We start from the raw sequence: 26332 nt of genomic DNA on the forward strand, positions 1-26332 counted from the left end.
TGGTATCCTCCTTTTTTGTTGGGAAGGAGGAAACAAGATGGCGAATCCAGTAACCATATTAAAAGATACAAAGCGTGGGCATATCTCGAATGAGGAAAAAGCACAACGAGCAGATGCCCGGCAAGAGATGTTTACTCACAAAGAGTTAATCACTAGCCCCCCGGACTATTTGCCAGAAATGGCCGTGAAGGAATGGAATCGATTAGTGCCTATCCTAAAACAAGACTTGCCACTTTCTGAAGCAGATTATGGAATGTTGGTGGCGTACTGTTTAGCCTTTGCCAGAGTGGGCGCTGCTGAACGTGAGATTAAAAATAAAGGTGTATTCCAGAAGGCTGCCAATGGCGCTAGGGTAGCGAACCCGGCAATTAAGATGCAATCCAATGCTATGAAGGATATGAAAATGGCCGCTACTGCCCTTGGCATGACAATGGTAGAACGTTCTCGGATTGCGTTGAATAACGCCAAAGAGAAAACACCGCAAGATCCATTTGAAAGTTTGATGGCTAATGGATAATTATATTGCTGAAGTATTAGACGGGCGCTTGATTGCTGGGGAGAAAATCAAGTTAGCTTGCCAACGCCACTTAAACGACTTGGAGAAGGCCAAGAACCATGATTATCCCTATTACTATGATGATGCCCAGGCACAAAAGGCAATCCAGTTCATGGAGTTGTTACCTGGCACTGACGGGAAACCTATTAAGATGCTAGGATTCCAGAAATTCATTATTTCTAGTCTGTATGGCTGGCGTACCAAAGAAGGTAATTTTAGGCGATTCAACCGGGCGTTTATTTCCAAGTCACGGAAGAATGGGAAAACTTATCTAGCAAGTGGGATGGCAGCTAATGCCCTTGTAATGGAACGAGAACCAGCAGAAGGCCGACAAGTATTGTTTGTATCGAACGCCTTGAAGCAAGCGAGATTAGGCTATGATATGCTGTCCAATTCATTGAAGGCTGCCACCAAGAAAAGCAAATTTCTACGGCAACAGTTGAAAATTATGAACTCGAAAATCATTCATCTTCCTTCTAATTCCTTTGCAATGGCCTTAGCAAGTGAGACCAGTACGCTAGATGGTTTTGCCCCTACGACTGCCATTATTGACGAGTGGCATGAGAGCAAAGACCGGAAAACATACAACGTTATTAAATCAGGTATGACCCAACAAAAGAACGGTTTATTGGCGGTTATTTCCACCGCTGGGCTTGATTTGAACGTGCCAATGTATGAGGAATACTTACTACTGGAAAAGGTCTTAAAAGGCGAGGAAGAGGCTGAGAGGTACTTCATAGCCATTTGGGAATTGGATAGTGATGAAGAGATACACAATCAAGAAATGTGGATTAAAGCGAATCCGATTTTTGAGAGTGAGGAAATAAAAAAAGTTATGTTGCCAACCATTGAAGATGATGTCCAGCTTGCTTTGAAGCAAAACAACTTAAATTCAGTTTTGGTGAAGAACTTCAATTTATGGCGACAGGCTTCAGAAGATAGCTATATGGCAGCAGAAGATTGGCAAGCAGTAGAAGTTGACCCAATCGAGATTACCGGAAAGCCTGTATATATTGGCGTGGATTTGTCCAAGACGGACGATTTAACTAGTATTTCATGGATTGTACCGCTGGAAGATGGAAAGCTTTATTGCGATTCTCATAGCTTTGTGGCTACCAAGTATGGCCTTCAGGACAAAGAAAAGCGTGATGGCTTGCCTTACCGGGAATTGGAGAAGATGGGCGAGTGTTCCATTACCACGCTTGAGAGTGGCATTGTGGACTATACAGACGTTTTCAACTTTATCCAAGGATTGATACAGGAGAATGATTTGGAGTGTATGGGGATATGCTATGACCCGTACAACGCTAATGATTTGATAGCTAAGGCAGAACGTGCGAACTATCCAATGCTGGAAGTGCGCCAAGGGACCTTGACACTAAATGTTCCCACTCGGACGTTTAGGCAACAGGTCTTTGAAGGGAATATCCTTCATGCGAAAAATACAATACTCACTCATGCGGTAAACAACGCCATTATCAAAGAAGATAATAACGGCATTCAGATAAACAAAGCGAAGAATTCAAATAAGATAGATCCAATTGCCGGATTGATAAACGCTTATGTATTCGCAATGGATTACCACACCAATCAAGAGGAAAGTAGGGCAGATAATGACTTTTACACAAGTGATGCGTTCAGTTTTTAATAACCTTCATACAGTGTTCCTACTCATTGGACTGGTACTTGTAAATGTGGCCATAACTTTGATTACTAGCCCGGCTTATGGACTACTAGCCTTGGGCATTACCTTGATTGTACTAGCGATGATTTTAAATAAAGAACAGGAAGGAGGTTAAAGAATGGCATTTTTTAAAGCAAACAAAGCGACAACTGGAGATCCTTTTCTTGATGCGGTTGTGTCGATTGAATCCACTGAAGGAAACTATGCCAGCATTACGAATCTTCGGAATAGTGATGTGTTTACAGCCATTAAGATTATTGCCAGCGATATTGCTTCAAGTCCGTTGCAAGTGGTCAAAAAAGGTATGCCACAAGACGAGAATGAAATTGTTCATTTGATGAATACCCGACCCAATGAGGAAATGGACGGCTGGCATTTCAAGTTTAGTTTGGCAGCCAATATGCTACTAAATGGCAATAGTTTTGCGGAAATCATTCGAGAGGGTGGCAAGGTGAAGGAACTTCATTTATTGCCTAATTCTAGCGTGACAGTGAAGCAGAATGACAGTGGCAAGGTATTTTATCAGATAGGCGACAAAAAGCGTAAGAAAGCCTCGGAGGACGTTTTACACTTCAAGTATTTTACCCAAGATGGGCTAACCGGACTTTCCCCGTTATATGCCCTAAAAGATGAAGTGAAGATTCAGAAGGCCGGTAATAAAACTTGGTTCAGTTTCTTTACTCGGGGTGTAAATGGTACTGGTATTTTGAAGGTACAGAAATCTGATTTGGATAACAACGCCAAGAAAGCAATCCGGGAGAAATTTGAAGATGCGAACGGTGGAGAGAACTCGCTAAGAACCATTATCTTAGATGACACAATGGACTACAAAACATTGGAGATTAACACTGATGTATTGAAGTTAGTGAATTCTAGTGATTGGACGTCTAAGCAGATTGCTAAGTGTTTTGGAATACCGGTTGAGCGGTTGGGTGTAGAAAACGTTCATTCAAGCAATACTCAAAGCAATCTACTTTACTTGAAGAATACGCTTATCCATTATTTCAATGCCTTTACCAGTGAATTGAATGTGAAGTTAATGGAACAAAAGAATTTGATCTACCGCTTCAATACGGATTACCTAATGGAAACAGACCCGGAAACCATGATTGCAAACACACTGAAACAAGTCCAGGGGTCAATGCTGACCATTAATGAAGGCCGGGCAAAACTCGGATTTCCTTCAGTTGAAGGTGGCGATAGGTTGTTAGCTAGTTTGAATTACACCTATCTAGATACCTTGGAGCAGTATCAATTCAGAGAAACGGAGGAAGAAAATGGAACAGGAAAAACGATTGAATGAAGATCCTGACTTGAAGCCAAAAGAGGCAGAAGGGAAGGAGGAAGGGGAGCAACCCAAAACGATTAGCGGTTATGCGCTGAAGTTTGGACAACCTTCAAAAGATTTAGGTGGCTTTGTGGAAGTAATCACACCAGAAGCCTTGAAAGAAGTGGACTTGTCGAATGTGTTCTTATTACACAATCATGATTACAGCAAGCCCCTTGCCAGTACAAAAGCCGGCACACTGAAGCTTGAAGTAGATGATATTGGCCTTCACTTTGAAGCGGAACTAAATGGCACAAGTTATGCCAATGATGTTTATGAAAATGTATCAAAAAAGTTATTGGATTCGATGAGTTTTGGTTTTGTGTTGGGAATCGATTCCTTCAGCGAGAAAGAAGATGGTGAGGTAGTACGATCCATTGATAAAATCCAAAAGCTGAATGAAATTAGTGTTGTAACAGTTCCGGCTTATGATTCATCAAATGTTCAAGTCAACAAGCGGTCATATGAAGCGTTTATGGGTAACAACCCAGCGAATAAAACAAACAAAGGCTTAGAATCCACTTCTAAAACACAAAAGGAGAGTAAAAACATGGAAAAAACTTTAATTGATAACGAAAAAACAGAAATGCGTGGTTATGAAGATTATATCCGTTCGCAAGGTGAAATCCGTGATGGTGTCACTACGGTGAATGCGGCTGCAGTCGTACCGGAGGAAGTAATTGGAGAAGTGTTCGACTTAAAACGTTCCACTTACAATTTGGCGCAATATGCGACAGTTAAAACCGTATCAAACGGACAAGGAAAGTACCCAGTAGCAACCAATCAGCAAGCCGTCCTAGCCACTAAAGCAGAACTAGCAGAAATTGGCGATATTGACGCTGAAATGTTCACACAGGTTGAATATAAGGCAGAAACACGTGCCGGAAAGATCGCTTTATCCAATGAAGTGATTGAAGATTCAGCGGTGAATATCGTTCAAGAAGTCAAAGACCAGTTGGCTAAGTTGGTTGAAAATACAGACAATAAACATATTATTGACTTGCTAAAAACCTTCACTAAGAAAACTGCTGCTACTTTAGACGACCTGAAACAGTTGTATAACGTGGTACTTGATCCAGCGTTAGATAAGATGGTTATCTTGAACCAAAGCGGATATAACCACCTAGATACGTTAAAAGATTCAGATGGACGTTATATCTTGCAACCAGATGTAACAGCGCCAAGCGGTAAGGCATTGTTTGGTATGCCAGTGGTATTGATTGCAGATACATTACTTGCCAATCCAAAAGCTGGAACATTCCCAATGATTATGGGTGATATTGCTCAATCCATATTTGTGGCACGTAGAAACCAAGTGACTACCCAATGGGAGAAATTCGATTACTACTCACAAGGTCTTGCGGTTATCGTTCGCAATGACTACAAGAAGATTGATGAAAATGCTTCTGTCTATATTGAGTTCGCGCCAGCTACACAAGGTTAATAATAATAATGGGTGGCGGTTAATCCGCTACCTTTTTCATTAGGAGGGATAACATGGTACAAATAAGTGACTTAAAAAACAGTTTACGAATAGACCATAATTTTGATGATGATTTATTCCAACAATTACTAGATACAGCCACACAATACATTATAAGCGCCATTGATTCAAAAGCAGAGACAAGCGTTATAGCTGCTTACAAACAATTCGATTGGGCGGTGTCGTTACTTACTCAACATTGGTATGAAAACCGTGATACACCAAACAGCGATCGTATGCCAGTAACCGTACAAGCGTTGATCCAACAGATGAGGGGGGCGTATTATGCCGATTATAAAAAACGTGAATGAACTGAACGAACGGATTACTGTATTATCTGTGGAACCCACCCCTGGACCATTCCCTGGTGAATCGGAACAAGAATTATTTTCATGCTGGGCTAAAATTCGTACGCAAAATATTAAAGATGTGAAAGAATATTCTGGAACAAAATATGAGGATACTCTTGAAGTCGTTTTGCGACAACAGCAAGAATATAGAATAACAAATCAAATGAAAATTTATTGGAATGAGAAAAAATATAATATAATAAAGGTTAATCCCGATACGGCTTTTAAAGAGTTTATGGTATTAGTTGTAAAGGAATAAGGGGGTTGTTTACAATTGTAAACACAATAGCTTTTTATTATAATGGAGATAGTAAATGAAGGGGTTAACTGCCCGGATTTTGCAAGGCTTAGCTAGTCGAAATCTATTGTTGGACTGAAAATTGTAGGTATGGTTGCAAACATGATGGACTAGGAAAAGTAATAGGTAGAACGTTCGACTCCTTTTCGCAATCGTGCGATTAATGATGGTTTAACACACTCTTAACAAGGTGTGTTTTTTTTGGTATTATAAAATTAAAAAAAAGGGGTCTTGTATGTTGAGTTATGAAATTTTTATACCAATTCTAACATCAGTAATTACTGGGTTATTGTCTTATTTGGCGGCAATTAAAAAGTCTAAAAGCGACTTAGAAAGTAGTAGAATACAAGCAAATAATGAAATTGAAAAAATAAGAGAAAGTGCAGATGCAGAGATAAAAAAGGTTAAAGAAACTTCTGAAGTTGAAAATACAAGACTTAAAGAACAATACTATCACGATTTAGAAAAAATGAAGATGGAAACAGATGAACAGATTAGAATAATGATTATGGAAAAAGAATTAGAAAATAAAAGTAAAAGTGATGAAATGGCTAATCAATTTGCGAGCCAAGCATTTAATAATCCACAAGAAATGATCCAAAACCTTAGCGGTATGAGTGAGGTAATGGGTGGATTAGTTGGTCTACAAAAAGAAATGGAGAAATTAGGACTTACAAAAAAAGAATAATGCCCCCAGCTAAAAAAAGCTATCTAAAACCTATCTATTTGTAAAAATAGAAGTGAATATATGTTTTTTTGTTGATAACTTTTAGAGATTTTTTTGTTGATATAACAGTATTTGTGCGTATTTAGATAAGAAATCGTTAAATGGAAGGGTCTGTAGGGTAGTAGAGAAAATAAGCTAGAAATGATGTTAACCGACATCTCTAGCTTATTTTTTTATATAATTGGAATACTGTAACTATAGAATGCTAAAGATAAAAAATTGTTGATTTAGAAAGCGCTTCTTTTTGCGTGGCAAATGCGGTATACTGGAAGAATAGGAGGAGATTTTATGTTATTTAAACGAGGTAGCTATTCGATATAGTTTAGTTTGATGGGTTCTATATCGAGTAAATTTTTTTCCTATCAGAACAAGCTATATCGACCTTATTACTTTAATTAATAATTAGGAGATGTCAATATGAATATAGCTTTGTTAAAAATCAATGGTTGAAAAGTGAAGAAAACCAAAAGAACTTTACGGGTTGGAACTTTTCCTATTTAGAGAATAAGTATTTTTGCGAGGAGCCAAATTGGGACTATCGTGATATCGTTCTAAGCTATCTAAAAAAAAGAGATGCAGCTATTAGATATGGGAACCGGTGGCGGTGATTTATTGGCAACTTTTAGTCATCCATACGAAAATACTTCTGTTACAGAAGGTTATTTAAAGAATTATCGTTTATTACAAAAAACTTTACAAACAAAAGGGGTAGATGTTCAATTTGTTAATGAACAAGATGAATTGAATTTTTCAGATGATTCTTTTGATATAGTAATTAATTCTCATGAATCTTTCTCAATTTCTGAGGTACAGCGCGTTTTAAAGCCAAAAGGAATTTTTATTTCGCAGCAAGTCGGTGATTTTAAAGGTGTCAATTTAGCATCTAGAGTTATTCGAAAGTATAAGAAAGATGTTTTTGATTTTCATCTTGCCTTGATAATTGAAGAATTAGAAAAGAATAATTTTGAGATACTATTTCAAAATGAAATTTATTTGAAACAAGAATTTTATGATATGGATGGTCTGATTTATTATTTACGAACAATTCCATGGGAGTTTCCTGATTTTTCAGTAGAAAATAATTTTAAAGAGCTACTTTCTTTGCATGAAGAATTAGAAAGAAATGGGAATATTTTCAATTTGCAACATCGATTTATTTTTGTTTGTCGTAATATGAAATAGAAATTTCATCTAGATGTTTCAATAATACTGCAGAATTTTTGTAGGCCAATTTTTTTATAAGACCACTTCTTGTTGCTATAATCAAGAAGTGGTCTTCTTTTGCGTAAATTTTTAAATACATAAAGGAGGTATTTACTTGGGTAAAGTCGTGTTTTATGGTGCGATTAGTTTGGATGGCTATTTAGCAGACAGTAATGATAATTTGCAATGGTTGTTTGATACGGATTTAGCTGGTGTTTCGACTTATGAAAGTTTTGCAGAAAAAGTTGCGACGGTCGTTATGGGACGTGTTACGTACGATGAAGTATTGAAATTACTGCAAGAAGAATCCTTGTATCCAAATAAACAGAAGATCGTTTTTTCCCGCACGCGAACAGATGAAATTCATGAGGGGTATTTTACCAGTGAAGACCCTGTCAAAGTGATTGGTGATTTGAAAAATCAAGTCAAGGACTATATTTGGATTGTTGGTGGCGGCAATTTATTAACTCAATTAATGAAAGCCAATCTATTGGACGAATACTGGATACAAATTGCGCCAGTGTTACTAGGCAGTGGTAAACGGTTATTTCCAACCGGCAATTATCAACAACGGCTAACGTTTGTTGCGACAACGCAAATGGGTGAATTGGTGGAATTACATTATCGTAAAAAAATGACGTAAGGAAGGTTTTATGTTGAAGAAATGGCGTTGGTGGCAAAAAACGCTGCTGGGAATTTTTGTTGCCTTTATTTTAGTAATAGCAGGTGGTGTTTTCTATCTAAAAGTGAACACCTACAACCCCACAAGTGCTGCAAGTGCAATTAAGCCGGTAAAAGTTACAAAAGATTACGAATTATTTACTAGTCAACAGGCAGATAAAACAAAAGAAAAGACAAATCTTATCTTTTATCCGGGGGCTTTGGTCAATCCGGCGAGTTATCGCATTTGGGCTCAAGAAATAGCTGCGGCAGGTTATCGGGTTTATATTTTGAAGTTACCTTTGAATTTAGCTGTAATGGCCCCAAATAAAGCAGATGTTGTGATGAATCTACATGAAAGAAATATTTTAGTCGGTCATTCATTAGGTGGGGTGATGGCGAGTCGTTATGCACATAACCAGCCCAAAGATATTGCGGGTATGATTTTTTTAGCTAGTTATCCTGATGAGAAAGGGTCACTTGTAAAGAACAATATACCGGTTTTATCAATTACAGCTAGTAAAGATCAGGTATTAAATCATAAACAGTATCAAAAAGCTAAAAACTATTTACCAAAGACGGCTACTTATGAAATCATTAAAGGTGGCAATCATGCTGGCTTTGGCAGTTACGGAGCACAAAAAGGTGATGGACAAGCAACAATCTCCAATGATGAACAACAAAGGAAAATTGGTCAGATTATTATTCATTGGTTGCAAGAAATAAAATAGGAAAAATTCTCAAGGATTAAGTCGTAGTAGCAAACCTAAAGATGATAAGTTGGTGTAGTTTTTAAGTTTTGAAAGTTAAGACGACTTTTTATGTGAGGATTTTTTTTAAGACAATCAAAATTAAAAGTACTAAAGTTTAATCTTCAGCTTTTAAAAAAAGGCGAGATGGCTTGGCAAATTTAAAAAACAAAATTTTGATAACCTTAACGTCAACGATTAAAAAACGTGAAAACAAATTGGTATATTTTTTTGCAAGAAATATAATCAATTGTTGTCTTGATAAAATTGAAACCGTTATTTCAAATTGATATATGAAGAAAGTATGAAATTTTTTTGTTTGAAAATAGTAAAATGCTGACTTTATTTCAAAAAATAATATACGTTTTGCTTTTAAATGTTGACAAATCAGTATTTTTTAACTTTTTAAATAACGATTTTTGTTTGAAGGTTTTTATGAAAATAATTATGCAAAATGCTTGCAATTGCCAAAAATGAGCGTATAATGACACATTGTCACATGACATAGCGTCATTTATTTAAAGTGAAAATTTTTAAAGTAAGGAGGAGAGATCATGCCAAAGGAAACCTTTTTTCATCTGACAAGAGAAAAGCAGCAACGAATTATGAAAGCTGCGAAAAAAGAGTTTTCCAGAGCACCTTTAGTGGATGCGTCAATTGCGCAAATTATTAAAGATGCCGGGATTCCCCGGGGAAGTTTTTATCAATATTTTGAAGATAAAGAAGATTTATATTTCTATTATTTTCAAAGTATGCGGCGCAATACCCAACATGAGTTGAATAATGCCATGAGAGAGGCAAAAGGACAACTTTTTGACGGTTTTGAAATTTACTTTATCAAAATGGTGAAAGAAGTTTTGCAAGGTGAGAATGCAGCCTTTTATAAGAACTTGTTTATGAATATGGACTATCGTTCTTTCCATAAAGTTTCACCCCATTTTGATAAACGAAATCATCCCCATGTGGCTTTTCATTCTGAAGAGGCACGCCAAGAACATAAAGAAACCATGCAGGAATTTTACAATATGATTGATCTGACGACTTTAAAAGTTGCAAACGAAGATGAGTTGAAAATTTTAGTCAAAATGTTGATGCACATGGTATTTTCGTCTGTTGCAGAAGGGTATCGCCAGTTAGTTGGAAAAGACGATTTTGATATGGAAGAAGTTTTAAAGGATTTTACTTTAAAGCTTAATTGGCTAAAAAGTGGTGCTACAAAACCTAAAGATGAAAAATTAAGTAGATAAGGAAGGTTGCAGACGTGAAATTATTTAAATATCTGGGAAAATATTGGTATGCAATCCTAGCAGCACTGGTACTTTTAGGAATCCAAGCGCATAGTGATTTGACATTACCAAGTATTACGTCAGACATCGTCGACGTAGGTATTCAACAAGGAGGACTAGAAACTGCGACACCAGAAACAATTCGCAAGTCCACGCTATCAGCTATCGAGTTATTTATGACGGATGCTGAAAAAGATACGATTAAAGAAAATTATAAAGCCACTACAAAAACAGTAGATGGTAAAAAAGTTGATGTTTACAATCTTGATTTAAAAGATGGTATGACAAAAGAAAAATTGGCCAAGATTTTTGAATTGCCAATGATGATGCTGGCTTCTTCTCAAGCCAAAGATTCAAAAGACGGGAATGCTGCCAAAGAAATTTTAACGACCTACCAAAAATTAGGCACAGACGGCAAAAAAGCCCAAGCACTTGGTAACGAAGCTAAAACATTGGGACAACAAGCCCAACAAGCCGCAGCCCAAGCTCAACAAGCTGCAGCAGGTGGTGATATGGCAACCGCCCAAGAAAAAGGTGCCGAGGCCCAAAAACTTGGGGATGAAGCCAAAGCCAAAGGTGCCGAGGCCCAAGAACTTGGAAACGAGTTGAAAAAAACCAATGATGCGATGCCAGCAAAATTAGCAGCTGCAAGAAAAGAAACCAAAGACGAGCTTGGCGATATGGGAAGTGATTCCATGAAAACAGTTGGAGTCCAATTGACATTAGCCGAGTATAAAGCCTTGAATAAAGATACTAAACAAATTCAAACTGATTATATGGTGAAAAAAGGTACGCAAATGATTATTTTGACGTTAATCTCTGCTGCCGCTGCAATTTTAGTTGGTCTAATTGCTTCCTTGGTTTCTTCTTCTGTTGGTAAAAATTTGCGGGTGGGACAATTCAATCAGATTTTACAATTTTCAAATGCTGAAATGGAAAAATTCTCACCAGCTTCCTTAATCACGCGCAGTACAAATGATATTCAACAAATCCAAATGGGTTTGGTTATGACAATTCGGATGGTACTGTACGCACCGATATTAGGTTTAGGTGGGATTTACGAAGTATATAAAACAGGTACTGGTATGGGCTGGATTATTGGTGTTGCCGTTGGTTTAGTCTTGATTTTAGTTTTGACTTTACTTGGTTTTACAATGCCAAAATTCAAAAGCTTGCAAAAACTGGTCGACCGGGTGAACTTAGTTTCCCGTGAAATCATTACTGGTTTACCAGTTATTCGGGCCTTCTCCCGTGAAAAATACGAAGAAAAACGTTTTGATGGTGCCAATACAGACCTAATGAAAACGCAAATGTTCGTTAACCGGGCGATGTCTATTATGATGCCAATTATGATGTTGTTGATGAATGGTATTTCTGTTTTAATCGTTTGGGTCGGCGGTCACAATATGGATGCCGGACAATTACAAGTTGGGGATATGATGGCCTTTATTACGTATACAATGCAAATCGTAATGGCCTTTATGATGCTTTCAATGGTTTCAATTATTTTACCACGTGCTAACGTATCTGCTGGTCGTGTTGACGAAGTCTTAGAAACAAAACCAACAATTACTAATCCTGAACAACCACAAGATGATCACGACTTTAATGGGGAAGTAAAATTCGAAGGTGTAACATTCCGTTACCCAGATGCAGATGAAGATGTGCTGCATCATTTGAATTTCACTGCTAAACCTGGGCAAACAACAGCTTTAATCGGTTCCACGGGTTCTGGTAAGTCAACGGTTGTCAACTTGATTCCCCGGTTGTTTGATGTTTCGACTGGTCGCATTACCATTGATGGCGTAGACATTCGCCAAATGAGTTTGCATAAATTACATGATTTAATCGGGTTTGTACCGCAAAAAGGAATTTTATTCTCTGGCGATATTAAATCTAATATTAAATTTGGTGATGTGGAAGGTATTACAGACGAACAAATGAAAAAAGCTGCGATGATTGCCCAAGCAGAAGAATTCATCGACTCCAATGATGACGGTTATGATCGTGCCATCTCACAAGGTGGGACAAACGTTTCTGGTGGTCAAAAACAACGCTTGTCCATTGCACGTGCGTTAGCAAAAGATCCGAAAATTTTGATTTTTGACGATTCACTTTCTGCTTTGGATAATAAAACCGATGTTGCACTGCGACGCGCATTAGCAGAAAATGTTAAAGATATTACCCAAATTATTGTGGCACAAAAAATTTCTACTATTTTGAATGCTGACAATATTATCGTTTTAAATGAAGGTCGGATTGTGGCGCAAGGTACACATGATGAATTGATGGAAACATCTGCTGTTTATCAAGAAATTGCTTCATCACAATTGAGTAATGCTGAATTAGGTTTGGAAGCAGAATAGGAGGCGAAGAAAATGGCAGAAAGTAAACAACAACGTCCGCGGGGCGGACATGGACCAATGGGCGGCGGTATGGCCGGTGGCGAAAAAGCCAAAGACTTCAAAGGTACTATCAAAAAATTAGTCTCCTATATGGCAAATTATAAGATTGCTGTCTTGTTCGTCATGATATTCGCGGCAGCATCAACTGTTTTCAATATTTGGGGACCAAAAATCTTATCCAAAGCCATTACAGAACTTTTTAATGGTTTAATTAAAAAATATCAAGGTACCGGCGGCATCAACTTTGATAAAATCGGTCAAATTTTACTCTTCATGTTAGGTTTGTACTTAGTAGCTGCACTATTTGGTGTGATGCAAGGTTGGATTATGTCCACGGTCACGCAAAAAGTTACCTATCGTATGCGTAAAGAAATTTCTGAGAAAATCAACCGGATGCCAATGAATTACTTTGAAAGCCGGACAACTGGTGAAGTTTTATCCCGTATCACAAATGATGTGGATACGCTGGGACAATCTTTAAACCAATCGGTTACGCAGTTGATTACGTCAACTTTTACTATTATTGGTGTAATCATCATGATGTTATCGATCTCTGTTAAAATGACTGGTATCTCTATTTTGATCGTACCCATTTCGTTACTCCTAATTATGGTTGTCGTAAAATACTCACAAAAATATTTTGCTACGCAACAAAAATATTTAGGTAAAATTAATGGTCAAGTAGAAGAAACTGTCGGTGGTTACAATATTGTTCATCTATTTAACGATGAAGAAAATGCGTTGAATGAATTCAAAGAACAAAATGACATTCTTTTTAAATCTGCTTGGAAATCACAATTTCTTTCAGGTTTGATGCAACCGATTATGAACTTTGTTGGTAACTTAGGTTATGTTGCAGTCGCGATTATCGGGGGTATCTTGGCGTATAACGGTACAATTACCGTTGGGGATATTCAAGCGTTTATCCAATACGTTCGTAACTTGACACAACCTATTGCCCAATTGGCACAAGTTTCGAATATGCTGCAATCTATGGCAGCCGCAGCTGAACGTGTTTTTGAATTCTTAGGTGAAGAAGAAGAAGCACAAACAGTCGAAAATCCAGTGAAGATCGGTAAAGTTAAAGGTGAAGTGGACTTTGAACATGTACACTTTGGTTACACACCAGATAAAATCATCATTAACGATTTCAGCAGTCATGTTGATCCTGGGCAAACTGTTGCCATTGTTGGACCAACTGGTGCTGGTAAAACAACAATGGTCAAATTGTTGATGCGTTTTTACGATGTGAATTCAGGTGCCATTAAAATTGATGGGCATGATATTCGCGATTTCAATCGTGCCGACTTACGGGAAAATATCGGGATGGTCCTACAAGATACGTGGTTGTTTAAAGGAACCATTATGGACAACTTACGTTATGGGAACTTAGATGCAACAGATGAAGAAGTTTACGCAGCAGCAAAAGCAGCTCATGTTCATCACTTTATTGAAACATTGCCTGGTGGCTACAACATGGAGTTAAACGAAGAATCTTCTAACATCTCCCAAGGACAAAAACAATTGTTAACCATTGCCCGAGCAATCTTAGCCGATAAACCAATTTTGATTTTAGATGAAGCGACATCTTCTGTTGATACACGGACAGAAGTCTTAATTCAAAATGCTATGAACAATTTAATGGCCGGACGAACTTCCTTTGTTATCGCCCACCGCTTATCGACAATTAAAGATGCCGATAAAATTCTTTACATGCAAGATGGGGATATCAAAGAACAAGGTACCCACGAAGAATTATTAGCCAAAGGTGGCTACTACGCACAACTTTACAATTCTCAATTTGAAGAGTTGGCAGGCTAGATTAAAATTTATTTAGAAATACAATGACGCCCCACACTTAACTTAATTGTTTAAGTGTGGGACGTTTTTTTATGACAAGGATCGTTTAAATCAATTTTTCTAAAATGATTTATAAAACACGAAACAAAATTTAGCGTTAGTATAGTTAATCAGGAAAGTGATGACTAGAATAAAATAATCACGAAAGTTCAGAAAATAAGTCTACAAAATTATTTGGTATAATAAAATAGTACAAAATACTGATGAATAGAGAGAAAATATGAAGACTGCAATTGTTTACACGACAAAACAGGGGACGACAAAACAAGTTGCCACACAACTTGCTGCAAAGATTCCTGATGCTGTTGCACTCCCTTTAAAAGGAACTGATTTCAATGAATTGAAAATGTATCAGACAATCATTATCGGCTCGCCTGTAACTGCCGGCATGATTAGTAAAGAAATGAAAACTTTTATGACAACCTATCAAGAAGAATTGAAACAATATAGACTGGGATTATTTCTTTGTGGGCTACAGCCAGAAAAGGCGACAGAAGTTTTTGAGCAAAATTTTCCTACAGAATTATTACAACACGCCACTATAAAAACATTTGTGGGTGGTATTTATGATCCGAAACAATGTCCTTTTTTTAGTAGACTTATTATAAAAAAGGTAGCGGGATTAACCAATTATACTAATCTGCTTAAGCATGAAAAAATTGACGAATTAGCTAAGATATTTAGTTAAGTCTGCAATCGAATATTGTTAAAAAAAATTTAAAAAATTTATGTTATACTGAACTCATCTATCACGAGAAGCTGAGAGAACAGGCTCTATGATGCTTCAGCAACCTGCTAAAAGCAAGGTGCTCCATCCTGCCCAAAGGAAAGATAGGAGGAATTTAAGATGAAAAAAAGATTTACAGGACAGTATGCAACGTATTTGAAAATTGTCGCATGTGGTGGCCCGAAGTGTTTTGCTGAAGCCATGGCTTTTCATCACCTTAAGGAAAAGTATCAGCATTTAACGATTGATCCCGCTGATATAGTTGCGATTAAAGAACAAATGGCAGAAGAAAAAGAAGAAGGAAAACGAGAACTTGAACAAATGAAGGCGCGGCTACTTCAACCGGAGAAAAGTGCTAACAATTTTCTCTCAAGTAATAACAGAACGCCAATTCCGCCAGAGCATTTGCCGGATAATGTAGTTCCCTTTAGACCTAGAAAATAAAGCAATCTATCAAAAAAGTTCAAAAAGACATGGATTTTAGTCTTTTTGAACTTTTTTATTTTCATCTTCAGTGACAACTTGCCGAATTAATGCCAATAATTCCTCCATAATTGGCGTTACGATACTGCTGTTGCGATGGACGAGAGAAATCAGAAATTGCGGCTGTGTTAAATCCGATAAGTCAATCGTTACTAAGTTATCATCAGGACTAACGGCAAGTTCAGCTAAAAAGCCGATTCCCATGCCAGACTTAATCATACCTTTTAAGATATCCAAATCATCACTTTGATAAATAATTTTTGGATCTGTGTTACTACTTTTGCTTAAGCGAGCAAAGGCATGGTGATGTACATATTGTTCACTTAGTAATAAAAATTTTTCATCCCCCAAGTCAGCGAAAGCTACTGTTTTCTTGGTAGCTAGTGGGTGTGTTGGTGCAGCCACAATCTTGAATTTTTTCTTAGTTAAGATTTCGGTATTTAAAGAATCTTCATGAATGGCATCTAAAGAGCCGATTAAGCCAACATCCAGACGGCCTAATTTGATTTGGCGTAATAAGTTTTCAGAACCTTCTCGTTGAATAATGAGATGGGGAAGGATATCTGCTTGTAAAAGTTTCGGAGATAATTTTGGAAAATAATAATTGCCGATAATCGGTGGCAATCCCAAAGGCAATTTTTTTGCCGTGAAATGTGTCATCTCTTGTTTGGCAATTCGCAACTCCCGCAAAATACTATTTACATGTAATAAAAATTGGCGACCGGCTGAGGTCAAGGTGATATTTTTGTGAGCCTGATTGCGATTGACCAAACTGACATTTAGCTCAGTTTCTAAGCGTTTAACGGCATAAGTAATCGTCGGTTGGCTAACATGGTAAAAGTCGGCTACTTTAGAATAATTTTTTTCTAAAGCTAGGCGTTGAAAGTATTCTAAGTCACGAATATTCATGATAAAGCCTCCTATTTGCTTGGAATGGATAGTTCTTGATAGTCTTATCATATAAATTAAATTTATCATAACTGCAGCTTTTGACTATAGCAAGGAATAAGGATTAACCTTGTCATTGTCAACGAGGGATAACCGCAAAATTAAGAGGAGGCTTTCAAAATGAAAGGTATGGAAATTTTAAACAATCCATTTTTAAACAAAGGAACAGCTTTTACTAAAGTTGAGCGTGAAAAATTAGGTTTAACTGGGATGCTGCCAAGTCGTATTCAAACGCTAGAAGAGCAAGCAGTTCAAACTTATGCACAATATTTAAGTAAACCTAGTGATTTGGAAAAGCGGATTTTTCTAATGAACATTTTTAATACGAACCGCACATTGTTTTACAAATTGATGGGACAACATATCGTGGAATTTATGCCAATTGTTTACGATCCAACGGTGGCAGATTCGATTGAACAATACAATGAATTATTCGTTGAACCTCAAGATGCAGCTTTTTTATCGATTGATGCACCAGAAGATATCGAAGCAAGTTTAAAAAATGCTGCTGCAGGCCGCGATATTCGCTTAATCGTTGTAACGGATGCAGAAGGTATTTTGGGCATGGGAGATTGGGGTGTCAATGGTGTGGATATCGCCATTGGTAAATTAATGGTTTACACCGCCGCTGCAGGAATTGATCCAAGCCAAGTATTACCTGTTTCGTTAGATGCGGGAACAAATAATGAAAAATTGTTAAACGATCCTTTGTATCTTGGCAATAAACACCAACGGATTTATGGTGAAAAATATATGGATTTTGTTGATAAATTTGTTCAGGCCGCTACAAAATTATTTCCAGAACTGTTGTTACACTGGGAAGATTTTGGCCGTAGCAATGCTGCCACAATTTTAGAAAAATACCAAGATAAAATCACAACCTTTAACGATGATATTCAAGGTACTGGTATTGTGGTTTTGGCAGGTGTTTTAGGAGCGATGAATATTTCCCAAGAAAAATTAAGCGATCAAATTTTTCTAACCTTTGGTGCTGGTACGGCCGGTGTTGGAATTGCCAACCAATTGTTAGATGAGCTAATGCGGGCAGGTTTAAGTGAAGAACAAGCGCGTGCCCGTTTTTATTTGGTGGATAAACAAGGTCTATTATTTGAAGATACAGCTGATTTAACCAATGGACAAAAAGCTTTTGCCCGTAAACGGAGTGAATTTTCTACTGATTTGGATTTAACCAATTTAGAAAATGTGGTGAAGGCTATTCACCCTACGGTTATGATTGGAACTTCCACACAACCAGGTGCTTTTACCGAAAGTATTGTGAAAGAAATGGCTGCTCACACCAAACGTCCAGTTATTTTTCCATTATCAAATCCAACAAAATTAGCTGAAGCAACTGCAGCAGACTTGATTAAATGGACGGATGGGAAAGCCTTAATTGGAACTGGTATTCCAGCAAAAGACGTGGAATATAATGGTGTTACTTATCAAATTGGTCAAGCCAACAATGCACTAATGTATCCAGGTCTTGGTTTGGGGATCATCGCCTCTACCGCCAGTCGTGTAAATGGAGAAATGTTATCCCAAGCAAGTCATGCTTTAGGCGGAATCGTAGATACGACACGACCTGGCGCACCTGTTTTACCACCAGTAGCAAAATTAGCAGCATTTTCTGAAAAAATCGCCGAAGTAGTTGGTCAAAGTGTTTTAGATCAAAAACTAAATAAAGAAGAAATCAGCGACATTAAAACTGCTGTTAAAGCAACAAAATGGATTCCTGAATATTAAAAGAGAGAAGGGTTTATTGTGGTTTTCTTCCAATCTATTCAAAGTGTCATTAGCATTATTTTGATGATTGCTTTGGGCTATATTTTGAAAAGACAAGGTTGGTTTGACGAGAATTTTGGCAAAAATATTTCAGGACTAATTACAAAAGTAGCCCTGCCTGCTTCAATTTTTGTCTCGGTTTTAAAGTATTTAACTAAAGACAGTTTGATTTCTTTGTCAGGGAGTTTATTATTTCCCCTCTTAGGAGTTGTAATTGGCTATCTTATCGCGTATCTGTTAGTTAAAATTATGAAGATCCGGCCGGGACGACGAGGGATTTTTATGAATGCAGTGGTAAATGCCAACACGATATTTATTGGCTTACCATTAAACATCGCCCTTTTTGGGGAAAAAGCTTTGCCTTACTTTTTGGTTTATTATGTTACCAATACGGTGTCGACTTGGGCCTTTGGTGTGTTCTTAATTTCCAATGATGATCCAACGAAGGAAAAAGGTAGTAGTAAAGCAAAATTGAATTGGAAAAAGTTACTGCCACCACCTTTATTAGGCTTTATTGTGGCACTAATCTTTTTGATCTTTAGCATTCCAGTACCAAGTTTTATAAATGCAACGCTTGGTTACATTGGAGGTATCGTGACACCATTGTCGCTACTTTATATCGGGATTGTCTTATATGATGCTGGATTAAAAAGTATCCGCTTTGACCGCGATACCGTGGTTGCTTTAATTGGTCGCTTTGTTTTGTCACCGATTATTTTAATTGGATTAATCAGCTTGGGGTCTTCTATGTTTGGCATTCACTTGGTCAGCTTGCTGAAACAAACACTAGTCGTTCAATCGGCAACACCAATGTTAGCGGTCTTGCCAATTTTGGCAGCAGATGCCCATGGAGATGTTAAATACGCCACAAATCTAGTCACTACCAGTACCATCTTATTTGTTGTCGTTGTCCCAATTTTAATGACAATCGTGCAATATATCTAGTAAAAGTAAGATCATAAAGTTGAAATAAACTCAAACACAGCGCTATTTTTATGCTTGATTCAGGAGCAGTAAGAAGAGCTTGCGTGTTTGAGTTTTTTTGTTGTTAAAATAGACAGTTCAAATTCAATTATTAAATAATTATTTTATTTTTTGCTTTTATTTTAAAGGATAAGCTACAATGAAATTAAATAAAAAAATAAAGTGAATTGGAGGAGTAAAAAATGAGCGAGTACTATTATATTTTATCGCTATATAAGAATAAAAAACGCTATTTAACAAAACTTATTCTTTTATCTGCGCTTTTATTAGGCGTGGCAAGTTTTATTGCAGCACTGGATATATTTCGAATTAGTCCGTTTATCTGGTACGTAATTGCAATGGGGATTGTTTTATTCCAAATGAAGAAAATGAAGCCAGAAAGTGAATATTATCATCAATTGATCGAATTCTTGCAAAATTATCAGCCTGAAATTTTACAAAATGACGTGCTGGTTTTCTTTGTTGATTATCAATTAAAGCATTACTTTGATTACGAAGCGGGCCAATTATTTGCTAGGTTAAAAAATAAAAATACTACAGATGACGCGCAAGCAATTGCTGATTTGAATGAGATTATTGGCGAAATTACCGCTTACTATAATTATATTGCCTACGACCAACAACTAAAAGAAGATATCGAGATTTCCTTGCAATGGTATCGAAATTCGATTGAAAACCGCAAACAAGACTTGGTGTAAAAAGGGGAAATACATATGAAGTTAAAACGCGATGTTATCGGAGTAGTACTGGCATTTATGAGTGCCGGCTTTGTCGCAACGGGGATGAATGCCAGCGCTTACCAAGAAGTTTATGATACACAGGCTAAACAAGAACAAAAAGTACAAAAAGCGATTGCTTCAGAATTTATTACGCCACAAGATAAAAACGAATTAAAACAAACAGTGGTCGCTTTTGATGAAGCCAAAACTAAAGAAAATCGTGATTCACTACAAGATAAAATTAAGCAACAAAAAAAATTACTCGCAAAAATTAATAGTAGGCTAGAAATAAATGAAGCCAAAACAGCAGCTCACGAATATAACAAGATAATTGACGAATTAGGTATGTTAACGAAAAAAAGTCAGGAAGTTTTCATTGAGAAAGCAGATGAGCAGCAAGTTGAAGTTCTGGCAACAGAGCTTGCTGAAATTGCCGCACCGAAAAAGGTAAAACCAGTGCGGCAACTGGCTAAAAAAACAACAGCATTAGCAGAAAAAATGTCAGATAACCAAACTGAAATGAAAAATTTCGTTGCGAATCTAAAAGTTGATAACCAAGCAGCTGTGGCACTACAAAAAAATAAATTTTTAGCTAAAACAGATAAAAATGAATTAGGAAAACTACAAAAAGAAAACGAAAAATATTTTAAAGATGCTGATGATCTAATAACGCTGCAAAGTCGGCGCGAAGCTTCTAATAGCCTACTTTTTACATTACAAGACCGGGCAAAAGATACCGAACAAGATTTTAGTGAAAATGAAGAAGTCGCACGTAAGTTAATTCAAGCTGCAAATGAATTATTAGCTAAAGGGGACTTAAATCCCACTGAAAAAACAGAATTAAACCAAGTCAGGACAGCACTAAATGACGCACTGGGCCTAAAAAATTACCAACCGGGGGATTTATCCAGTAACTATACAGCCTTAAAAACAAATTATGATAGTTCGTATAAAGTAAGTAATGAGCGCAAAATAGAAGCAAAGCGCAAAGCAGAAGAAGCTGCTAGAAAGAAAGCCGCGAAACGTAAAGAAGCACAAGAAAAGGCAGAGCAACAAAAAGCAGCACAGGTACAAAAAGGGGAAAACGCCGCAGCAAATAATGAAATACCGGCCCCAATTCCAAGCACCACCAGGTTATAAGTTCTTAAAGGTAGAAAGTAGCAAAACTTACGGGCAAGTAAAAAATCCTGGTAATTTTCGTCTAATTACAGAAGCTGAAGCAGCAAATTATACGCCAGGGCATGGAAATGGCTCAGCTAAGCAGTAAAAAAATAAACTTAGGAACACTCTTTGTTCTTAAGTTTATTTTCTATTTCCCGATGTAATCTCTTTCATTAACTGATAAAATTGAAATAAGAGAAAGTAGAAAGAGGTTTACTATGACACAATTTAAAATTGCATTTTTTGATATTGATGGAACACTAGCTGACAATGAATTGCCCCATGAGATGGGAATTTTGCAAAGAATTCCAGCATCAGCTAAAGAAGCATTACGGCAACTAAAGCAAAATGGGATTGAGCCTGTCATTGCGTCAGGGCGAAATCATTTGATGCTGCGGGAATTTGCAGCAGAGTTGGGGGTAGAAAGTTTAGTTGCTTCTAATGGTACACAGGTTTTGTATAAAGGAGCAGAGCTAGCGCTTCATCCAATCGATCAGCAAACATTGAAAGCGACGATGGCGGAATTTGATCGGCAGAAAATTCGTTACATTATTGAAACACCGGAACGTTTTTTAGCAACAAGTATGGAAGTTGCGACAGAAGATGCTGCTGCAAAATATATTGAATATGTTAAAGATATTCAAGAATTACCGCAAGATGTTATTCAGTTAATTGTCCGCATGGAAGATCGTAACTATATCCAAGTGGAAAATAATTTACTGATAGCTGAAAAAGTGGCACCAGTCGTAATGGATGTTCACTTAGCTCAAGTTTCAAAGGCAACGGGTGTACATGAAATATTGGAAAAATTAAACATTCAACCAGAAGAAGCCTTGGCTTTTGGTGATGAGGAAAATGATTTGGCGATGTTTGATGCTGTCGGTTATCCGGTCGCGATGGGAAATGCCTGCCAAGCGCTAAAAGCTAAAGCGAAGTTTGTAACCAAAAGAGTCGGAGATGACGGGATTTGGCATGCGTGTGAGATGCTAGGGCTAGTTAAATAAAGAAAACACCTGCTTGAAGTTTATGTTTTTTGTAGCTACCTCAAAAATTAGACTAAGATCTAATCTTTAGCGGTCGCTACATTTAAGCATAAATATCAGCAGGTGTTTTATATTTTATTCAAACTCTTCGTATTCGTTAGGATCTTGGTCGTTAATCCGACCGTCGGGCTTATTTAAAGCTGTAATTGCCGCGATCTCATTTGGCATTAAAGCAAAATCAAAAATATCAAGATTTAATCGTTGATGAATTAATGAACTTGCTTTGGGAATTGGGATGATCCCTCGTTCATAATGCCAACGTAAGATGATTTGACCGGCATTTTTATTGTATTTTTTCGCTAAATCTTGAATTAAGGGTTCTTTTAAAGAAGTGCTAGCCCGACCTAGCGGACTCCAAGCTTCCGTAATAATACCGCGTTTTTTATTTTCTGCGAGCATTTTTTCTTGTGTCCAATAAGGATGAAGCTCGATTTGATTAACTGCAGGTGTCACTTGTGTATCTGCAATAATTTTGTCCAAATGCTCTGGCTCAAAATTGGAAACCCCGATGGAACGAACTAAGCCCATTTTTTGTGCGGTAACGAGTGCTTGCCAGGCTTCATGATAAAGCCCTCTTTTTGGTAAAGGCCAGTGAATTAGAAAAAGGTCAAAATAATCCAATCCCATCCGACGTAAGGACTCTTGAATTGACAATAAAGCATCTTCGTAATGATGATATTTTCCCGGCAACTTTGAAGTGACAAAAAATTCTGCTCTTGGTATACCAGAGCGTCTAATAGCTTCACCAACAATGCCCTCATTATCATAGTTTGTGGAAGTATCAAGCGCACGATAGCCATCACGAATGGCACTTAGAATTTGTTGCATGCCATGATCGCCACGAATTTTATACGTCCCAAAACCAAGAGCAGGAATATAATTTCCATCGTTTAAAACAAGATTTGGTACTGTCATGATTTTTCCTCCTTAAAATGTGCTTTTTTTTAACTTACCACTAAATTGATTTTGAGTGAAATGATAGGTCGTGGCTGATTAATCTTTTATAGTCAAAGTGATCATCACTTTCCTTGTCATCTTTTTTAATAATCGTTACAATTAGATTAGAAAAAAATGAGTGGAATGAAAGAGAGGGTGCGAAAATGAAGAAGATATTTCTCTTGTTGGGAACGTTACTTGTGTTAGCAAGTGGTGCTTACGGCTACTTTTTGTATCAAAGTAAGCAGCTGTACCATGATTCACTCGCAGCTGCAGAGGCAGCGATTGAAAAAAAGGATTATCGTAATGCAGCGATTAACGTGGAACGGGCTCTTTTTCTTAAAAAAAATGATGAGGAGGCCCTGGCTTATAAAGCGCAGTTAGAGCCTGCGCTGGCACTTAAAGGGCAAGATCTAGACGTTGATTTTGTGACCGCACAAAGTAAAAAGATTTTGCGCATCCCCAAAGGCTCCGCTGAATTAAAAGCACAGGCTAGAGCGATGCAAGAAAAAGTTGCAGAACTTCAGGAGGAGAAAAAGGCCTTTCATAATAATCTGACGGAATTACAAGCAGCTCTGAGACAAAACGATTTGGTAAAAGCTGAAAGTGAATTGGTAATTTTAAATAAAGCTTGTGATCAAGCAGCGCATTTGGTTACTATTTGCCAAGAACGCAATACCTTGGCTTTGGAATTTGAAACGGCAGTAGCTACGAAAGAAGAGTCATTGCAAAAAGAGTTGTTGGCGGCCAAAGAACTCTTGCTGGCTGGAGACTATCTTGCAGCTAAAGAGATTGTTGTGCCGATAGTGGAAATGAAGACCGTCAAAGGATTGACGAATATTCAATTACAAGCAAAGAAATTGCAGGGAATTATTCTTCAACAAGACAAAATTGAAAAGGCGATGTGAGTGTCTGTGATGCTAGTCTATTTTATTTAAAATACTAGCCAGCATGCAAAAATACAGTAACGACTGTTCTATGATTGTCGTTGCTGTATTTTTTTGTGATATTGAGTTGAAAAAAATCAGCGTCGGATTCATTTTTTATTTGCAAAAGCGACGTAATGGAAAATTTAATTAGGGAAATCTCCTAGTGGTTTTCTTCACAATTCACGGTATAATGTCAGTGAGAATCATTCTCAATAGTCTGAGGAGATGGAATAATTTGAAAGAACTTGATTTGACGCGCAGTCTTTTTGATGTGGTAACAGAGTATCCTGAAGTGAAAGCAATTATGGCAAAGATTGGTTTTGCTGCGATTGAAAAACCGGGGATGCTACAAACTGCCGGTCGTTATATGACAATTGAAAAAGGTGCCCGCCTGAAAAAAATACCATTGTCGCAAATTATTACTGCTTTTGAAGCGGCAGGATTTACCGTGACAGGAGGAAAATAAATGGAACGTACACGCGCACAACGCCAAGAGCGAATTGTAGAAATTTTAGCTTTACTACATGAGGGTGGCTCCTTTGCAGAAGCCAAGGATTTGTTTAATCAAGAATTTGATGGAGTCGATGTAACGGAAATTACCGCGGCCGAAAAAGCATTAATTAAATCTGGTTTGAATCCAGCTGAAATACAACGATTATGCAATATTCATGCTGCTGTCTTTAAAGGGGCAATCAATGAGATTCATCGTTCTAATTTGGAGCATGAACAACCAGGACATCCCATTCACACGTTAAAATTGGAAAATCAGGTGTTGCAGTCTTTGCTGACAGATGAAGTGGATGAGCTATTAAAGAAAATGAAAAAAGGTGATTGGTCAAACAAGGAGCGTTTATTGGCTGCTTTAGAAGATTTGGGTCAAATCGAAAAGCATTATGCCCGCAAAGAAACGTTGATTTTTAGCTATATGGAAAAATATGGCATCACTGCACCACCACAAGTTATGTGGGGGGTGGACGACCAAGTACGGGCAATGTTAAAAGATTTGATCCAGTACGCTGGCAGTGAAAAAGCGGCATTTAATCCTTTATCTGAAAAATGGCAAGCACTAAAAGAAGAAATCGAAGAAATGATTTTTAAAGAAGAAGAAATCATGGCGCCGATGACATTAGATGTTTTTAGTTTGAAGGACTGGGAAGAAATCGCCAAAGACAGCTTTGAGATTGGGTTTGCCTTTATTCCTGAGCCACTGGCTTTTAAAGCAAGTCAAAAGGCTTTGGCAGATGAACAAGATCAAAAACCAGCCCGCTTAGCTGCGATTGCGCAGGCCAAAGAGACAACAGCAGAAATTGCTGCAGGATTAGCACACGATGCTATCACCCAAGAAACTCCAACCAAACACTACGATTGGCAAGACCAAAGCTCAGCTGAAAATGTAGTTTTCCCCACCGGAAGTTTAAAACTAGAGCAGCTACTTGCAATCTTTGAAGTGCTACCAGTAGATTTAACTTTTGTAGACAAAGACGATCGGGTACGTTTTTATTCGGAAGGTCAAAAACGCGTCTTTCCACGAACCCGTTCAGTGATTGGTCGGGAAGTGGTGAATTGTCATCCTCCCAAAAGTATGCATGTAGTTGAACAGATTTTAAATGATTTTAAAAGTGGCATACGACAAACTGCCGATTTTTGGATTGATTTAAAAGAGCGAAAAATATACATTCGCTATTTTGCGTTACAAGATGAAGAAGGTAAGTATATGGGATGTTTAGAAGTCACGCAAGATATTACTGAAATTCAAGCTATCAACGGGCAAAATCGTCTACTGGATCAAAAATAATACTAAAAAACCTAGCGTAACTTTTTTATTATGGAAAAGTTACGCTAGGTTTTTTGTTGTTAAGAGATGAAAAAATTTTCAGGCCAATATTTTTGCCAATGTTAGCGCAGTTTTATTTATACAAGAACTTTGAAGATAATAAGCTAAAAGGGTAAAAAGACAACAAGTTTTTAACATGAGCATTTTTTTAAGTAAGCTTAGCTAAATTTCTACGGTTCTTATTTAGCTAAGATAAAC

General features: G+C 37.3%; 25 protein-coding genes and 1 riboswitch. Of the genes, 23 read left to right on the forward strand and 2 right to left on the reverse strand.

All coding sequences use genetic code 11. The features are described 5' to 3' along the window. Window positions 1-37 precede the first annotated feature (37 nt). The 15 genes from AC6R0T_RS02750 (at window position 38) to AC6R0T_RS02820 (ending at window position 15759) form a co-directional block, all read left to right on the forward strand. Complete coding sequence (locus AC6R0T_RS02750) at window positions 38-517, forward strand: phage terminase small subunit P27 family (protein WP_303753835.1); 480 nt, start codon at window positions 38-40, stop codon at window positions 515-517. Beyond that, window positions 510-2204 carry a terminase large subunit gene (locus AC6R0T_RS02755; RefSeq protein WP_303753836.1) on the forward strand — a complete coding sequence of 565 codons (1695 nt, stop codon included), beginning with the start codon at window positions 510-512 and terminating at the stop codon, window positions 2202-2204. Before AC6R0T_RS02750 ends, AC6R0T_RS02755 begins: the two co-directional genes overlap by 8 nt. 154 nt (window positions 2205-2358) lie before the next feature. Then, a complete protein-coding gene (locus tag AC6R0T_RS02760) occupies window positions 2359-3543 on the forward strand; it encodes a phage portal protein (RefSeq protein ID WP_303753837.1) in 1185 nt (394 codons plus the stop codon). Next, the gene (locus tag AC6R0T_RS02765) at window positions 3518-5011 is read left to right on the forward strand and encodes a phage major capsid protein (protein ID WP_500559745.1); all 1494 of its coding nucleotides are present in this window, start codon (window positions 3518-3520) and stop codon (window positions 5009-5011) included. Before AC6R0T_RS02760 ends, AC6R0T_RS02765 begins: the two co-directional genes overlap by 26 nt. A gap of 53 nt (window positions 5012-5064) precedes the next feature. Further along, window positions 5065-5361, forward strand: coding sequence for a head-tail connector protein (locus tag AC6R0T_RS02770; RefSeq protein WP_303753838.1), 297 nt, complete (start codon window positions 5065-5067; stop codon window positions 5359-5361). Beyond that, window positions 5336-5659 carry a phage head closure protein gene (locus AC6R0T_RS02775; protein ID WP_303753839.1) on the forward strand — a complete coding sequence of 108 codons (324 nt, stop codon included), beginning with the start codon at window positions 5336-5338 and terminating at the stop codon, window positions 5657-5659. The genes AC6R0T_RS02770 and AC6R0T_RS02775 overlap by 26 nt, the downstream gene beginning before the upstream one ends. A gap of 277 nt (window positions 5660-5936) precedes the next feature. After that, window positions 5937-6386, forward strand: a complete 450-nt coding sequence (locus AC6R0T_RS02780) for a hypothetical protein (RefSeq protein ID WP_526159652.1) — start codon at window positions 5937-5939, stop codon at window positions 6384-6386. 612 nt (window positions 6387-6998) lie between these two features. Further along, window positions 6999-7607, forward strand: a complete 609-nt coding sequence (locus AC6R0T_RS02785) for a methyltransferase domain-containing protein (RefSeq protein ID WP_526159654.1) — start codon at window positions 6999-7001, stop codon at window positions 7605-7607. Between the two features lie 136 nt (window positions 7608-7743). Continuing rightward, window positions 7744-8271, forward strand: coding sequence for a dihydrofolate reductase family protein (locus AC6R0T_RS02790; protein ID WP_303753842.1), 528 nt, complete (start codon window positions 7744-7746; stop codon window positions 8269-8271). Window positions 8272-8281: 10 nt separating this feature from the next. Next, window positions 8282-9019, forward strand: coding sequence for an alpha/beta hydrolase (locus tag AC6R0T_RS02795; RefSeq protein WP_303753843.1), 738 nt, complete (start codon window positions 8282-8284; stop codon window positions 9017-9019). Window positions 9020-9591: 572 nt separating this feature from the next. Beyond that, the gene (locus AC6R0T_RS02800) at window positions 9592-10284 is read left to right on the forward strand and encodes a TetR/AcrR family transcriptional regulator (RefSeq protein WP_206902333.1); all 693 of its coding nucleotides are present in this window, start codon (window positions 9592-9594) and stop codon (window positions 10282-10284) included. Between the two features lie 14 nt (window positions 10285-10298). Next, window positions 10299-12689 (forward strand): ABC transporter ATP-binding protein, encoded by a 2391-nt coding sequence (locus AC6R0T_RS02805; protein WP_303753844.1) that lies wholly within the window; start codon window positions 10299-10301, stop codon window positions 12687-12689. 12 nt (window positions 12690-12701) lie between these two features. Continuing rightward, on the forward strand, window positions 12702-14549 hold the full coding sequence (locus AC6R0T_RS02810) for an ABC transporter ATP-binding protein (protein ID WP_206902335.1): 1848 nt from the start codon (window positions 12702-12704) through the stop codon (window positions 14547-14549). 259 nt (window positions 14550-14808) lie between these two features. After that, window positions 14809-15276: a flavodoxin domain-containing protein gene (locus AC6R0T_RS02815; RefSeq protein ID WP_303753845.1), complete on the forward strand. Its 468-nt coding sequence runs from the start codon at window positions 14809-14811 to the stop codon at window positions 15274-15276. A gap of 55 nt (window positions 15277-15331) precedes the next feature. Further along, window positions 15332-15426, forward strand: a riboswitch (SAM riboswitch). 9 nt (window positions 15427-15435) lie between these two features. After that, the gene (locus AC6R0T_RS02820; RefSeq protein WP_206902337.1) at window positions 15436-15759 is read left to right on the forward strand and encodes a hypothetical protein; all 324 of its coding nucleotides are present in this window, start codon (window positions 15436-15438) and stop codon (window positions 15757-15759) included. Between the two features lie 36 nt (window positions 15760-15795). Here AC6R0T_RS02820 and AC6R0T_RS02825 read toward each other — a convergent pair whose 3' ends face one another. After that, on the reverse strand, window positions 15796-16707 hold the full coding sequence (locus AC6R0T_RS02825; protein WP_303753846.1) for a LysR family transcriptional regulator: 912 nt from the start codon (window positions 16705-16707) through the stop codon (window positions 15796-15798). Window positions 16708-16866: 159 nt separating this feature from the next. On the opposite strand from AC6R0T_RS02825, the gene AC6R0T_RS02830 reads away from it, so the two are divergent. The 5 genes from AC6R0T_RS02830 to AC6R0T_RS02850 all read left to right on the forward strand — a co-directional run bounded on the left by AC6R0T_RS02830 (window position 16867) and on the right by AC6R0T_RS02850 (window position 22396). Then, a complete protein-coding gene (locus tag AC6R0T_RS02830) occupies window positions 16867-18489 on the forward strand; it encodes a malolactic enzyme (RefSeq protein WP_303753847.1) in 1623 nt (540 codons plus the stop codon). A gap of 18 nt (window positions 18490-18507) precedes the next feature. Further along, window positions 18508-19473 carry an AEC family transporter gene (locus AC6R0T_RS02835; RefSeq protein WP_206902340.1) on the forward strand — a complete coding sequence of 322 codons (966 nt, stop codon included), beginning with the start codon at window positions 18508-18510 and terminating at the stop codon, window positions 19471-19473. 221 nt (window positions 19474-19694) lie between these two features. Then, window positions 19695-20210 carry a hypothetical protein gene (locus AC6R0T_RS02840; RefSeq protein ID WP_230710142.1) on the forward strand — a complete coding sequence of 172 codons (516 nt, stop codon included), beginning with the start codon at window positions 19695-19697 and terminating at the stop codon, window positions 20208-20210. 15 nt (window positions 20211-20225) lie between these two features. Further along, window positions 20226-21371, forward strand: coding sequence for a hypothetical protein (locus tag AC6R0T_RS02845; protein WP_303753848.1), 1146 nt, complete (start codon window positions 20226-20228; stop codon window positions 21369-21371). Window positions 21372-21610: 239 nt separating this feature from the next. After that, window positions 21611-22396 carry a Cof-type HAD-IIB family hydrolase gene (locus tag AC6R0T_RS02850; protein WP_230710138.1) on the forward strand — a complete coding sequence of 262 codons (786 nt, stop codon included), beginning with the start codon at window positions 21611-21613 and terminating at the stop codon, window positions 22394-22396. Between the two features lie 114 nt (window positions 22397-22510). Here the strand turns inward: AC6R0T_RS02850 and AC6R0T_RS02855 are convergent, their stop codons facing one another. Further along, the gene (locus AC6R0T_RS02855; protein ID WP_303753849.1) at window positions 22511-23350 is read right to left on the reverse strand and encodes an aldo/keto reductase; all 840 of its coding nucleotides are present in this window, start codon (window positions 23348-23350) and stop codon (window positions 22511-22513) included. A 185-nt stretch (window positions 23351-23535) separates the two neighbouring features. Here AC6R0T_RS02855 and AC6R0T_RS02860 point away from each other — a divergent pair, with 185 nt between their 5' ends. The 3 genes from AC6R0T_RS02860 (at window position 23536) to AC6R0T_RS02870 (ending at window position 26095) form a co-directional block, all read left to right on the forward strand. Further along, window positions 23536-24279: an oxidoreductase gene (locus tag AC6R0T_RS02860; RefSeq protein ID WP_303753850.1), complete on the forward strand. Its 744-nt coding sequence runs from the start codon at window positions 23536-23538 to the stop codon at window positions 24277-24279. Between the two features lie 256 nt (window positions 24280-24535). Continuing rightward, on the forward strand, window positions 24536-24766 hold the full coding sequence (locus AC6R0T_RS02865; protein WP_303753851.1) for a DUF1858 domain-containing protein: 231 nt from the start codon (window positions 24536-24538) through the stop codon (window positions 24764-24766). Then, window positions 24767-26095 (forward strand): DUF438 domain-containing protein, encoded by a 1329-nt coding sequence (locus tag AC6R0T_RS02870; RefSeq protein WP_303753852.1) that lies wholly within the window; start codon window positions 24767-24769, stop codon window positions 26093-26095. Window positions 26096-26332 lie beyond the last annotated feature (237 nt).

This window comes from Enterococcus sp. S86.2, assembly GCF_059834485.2.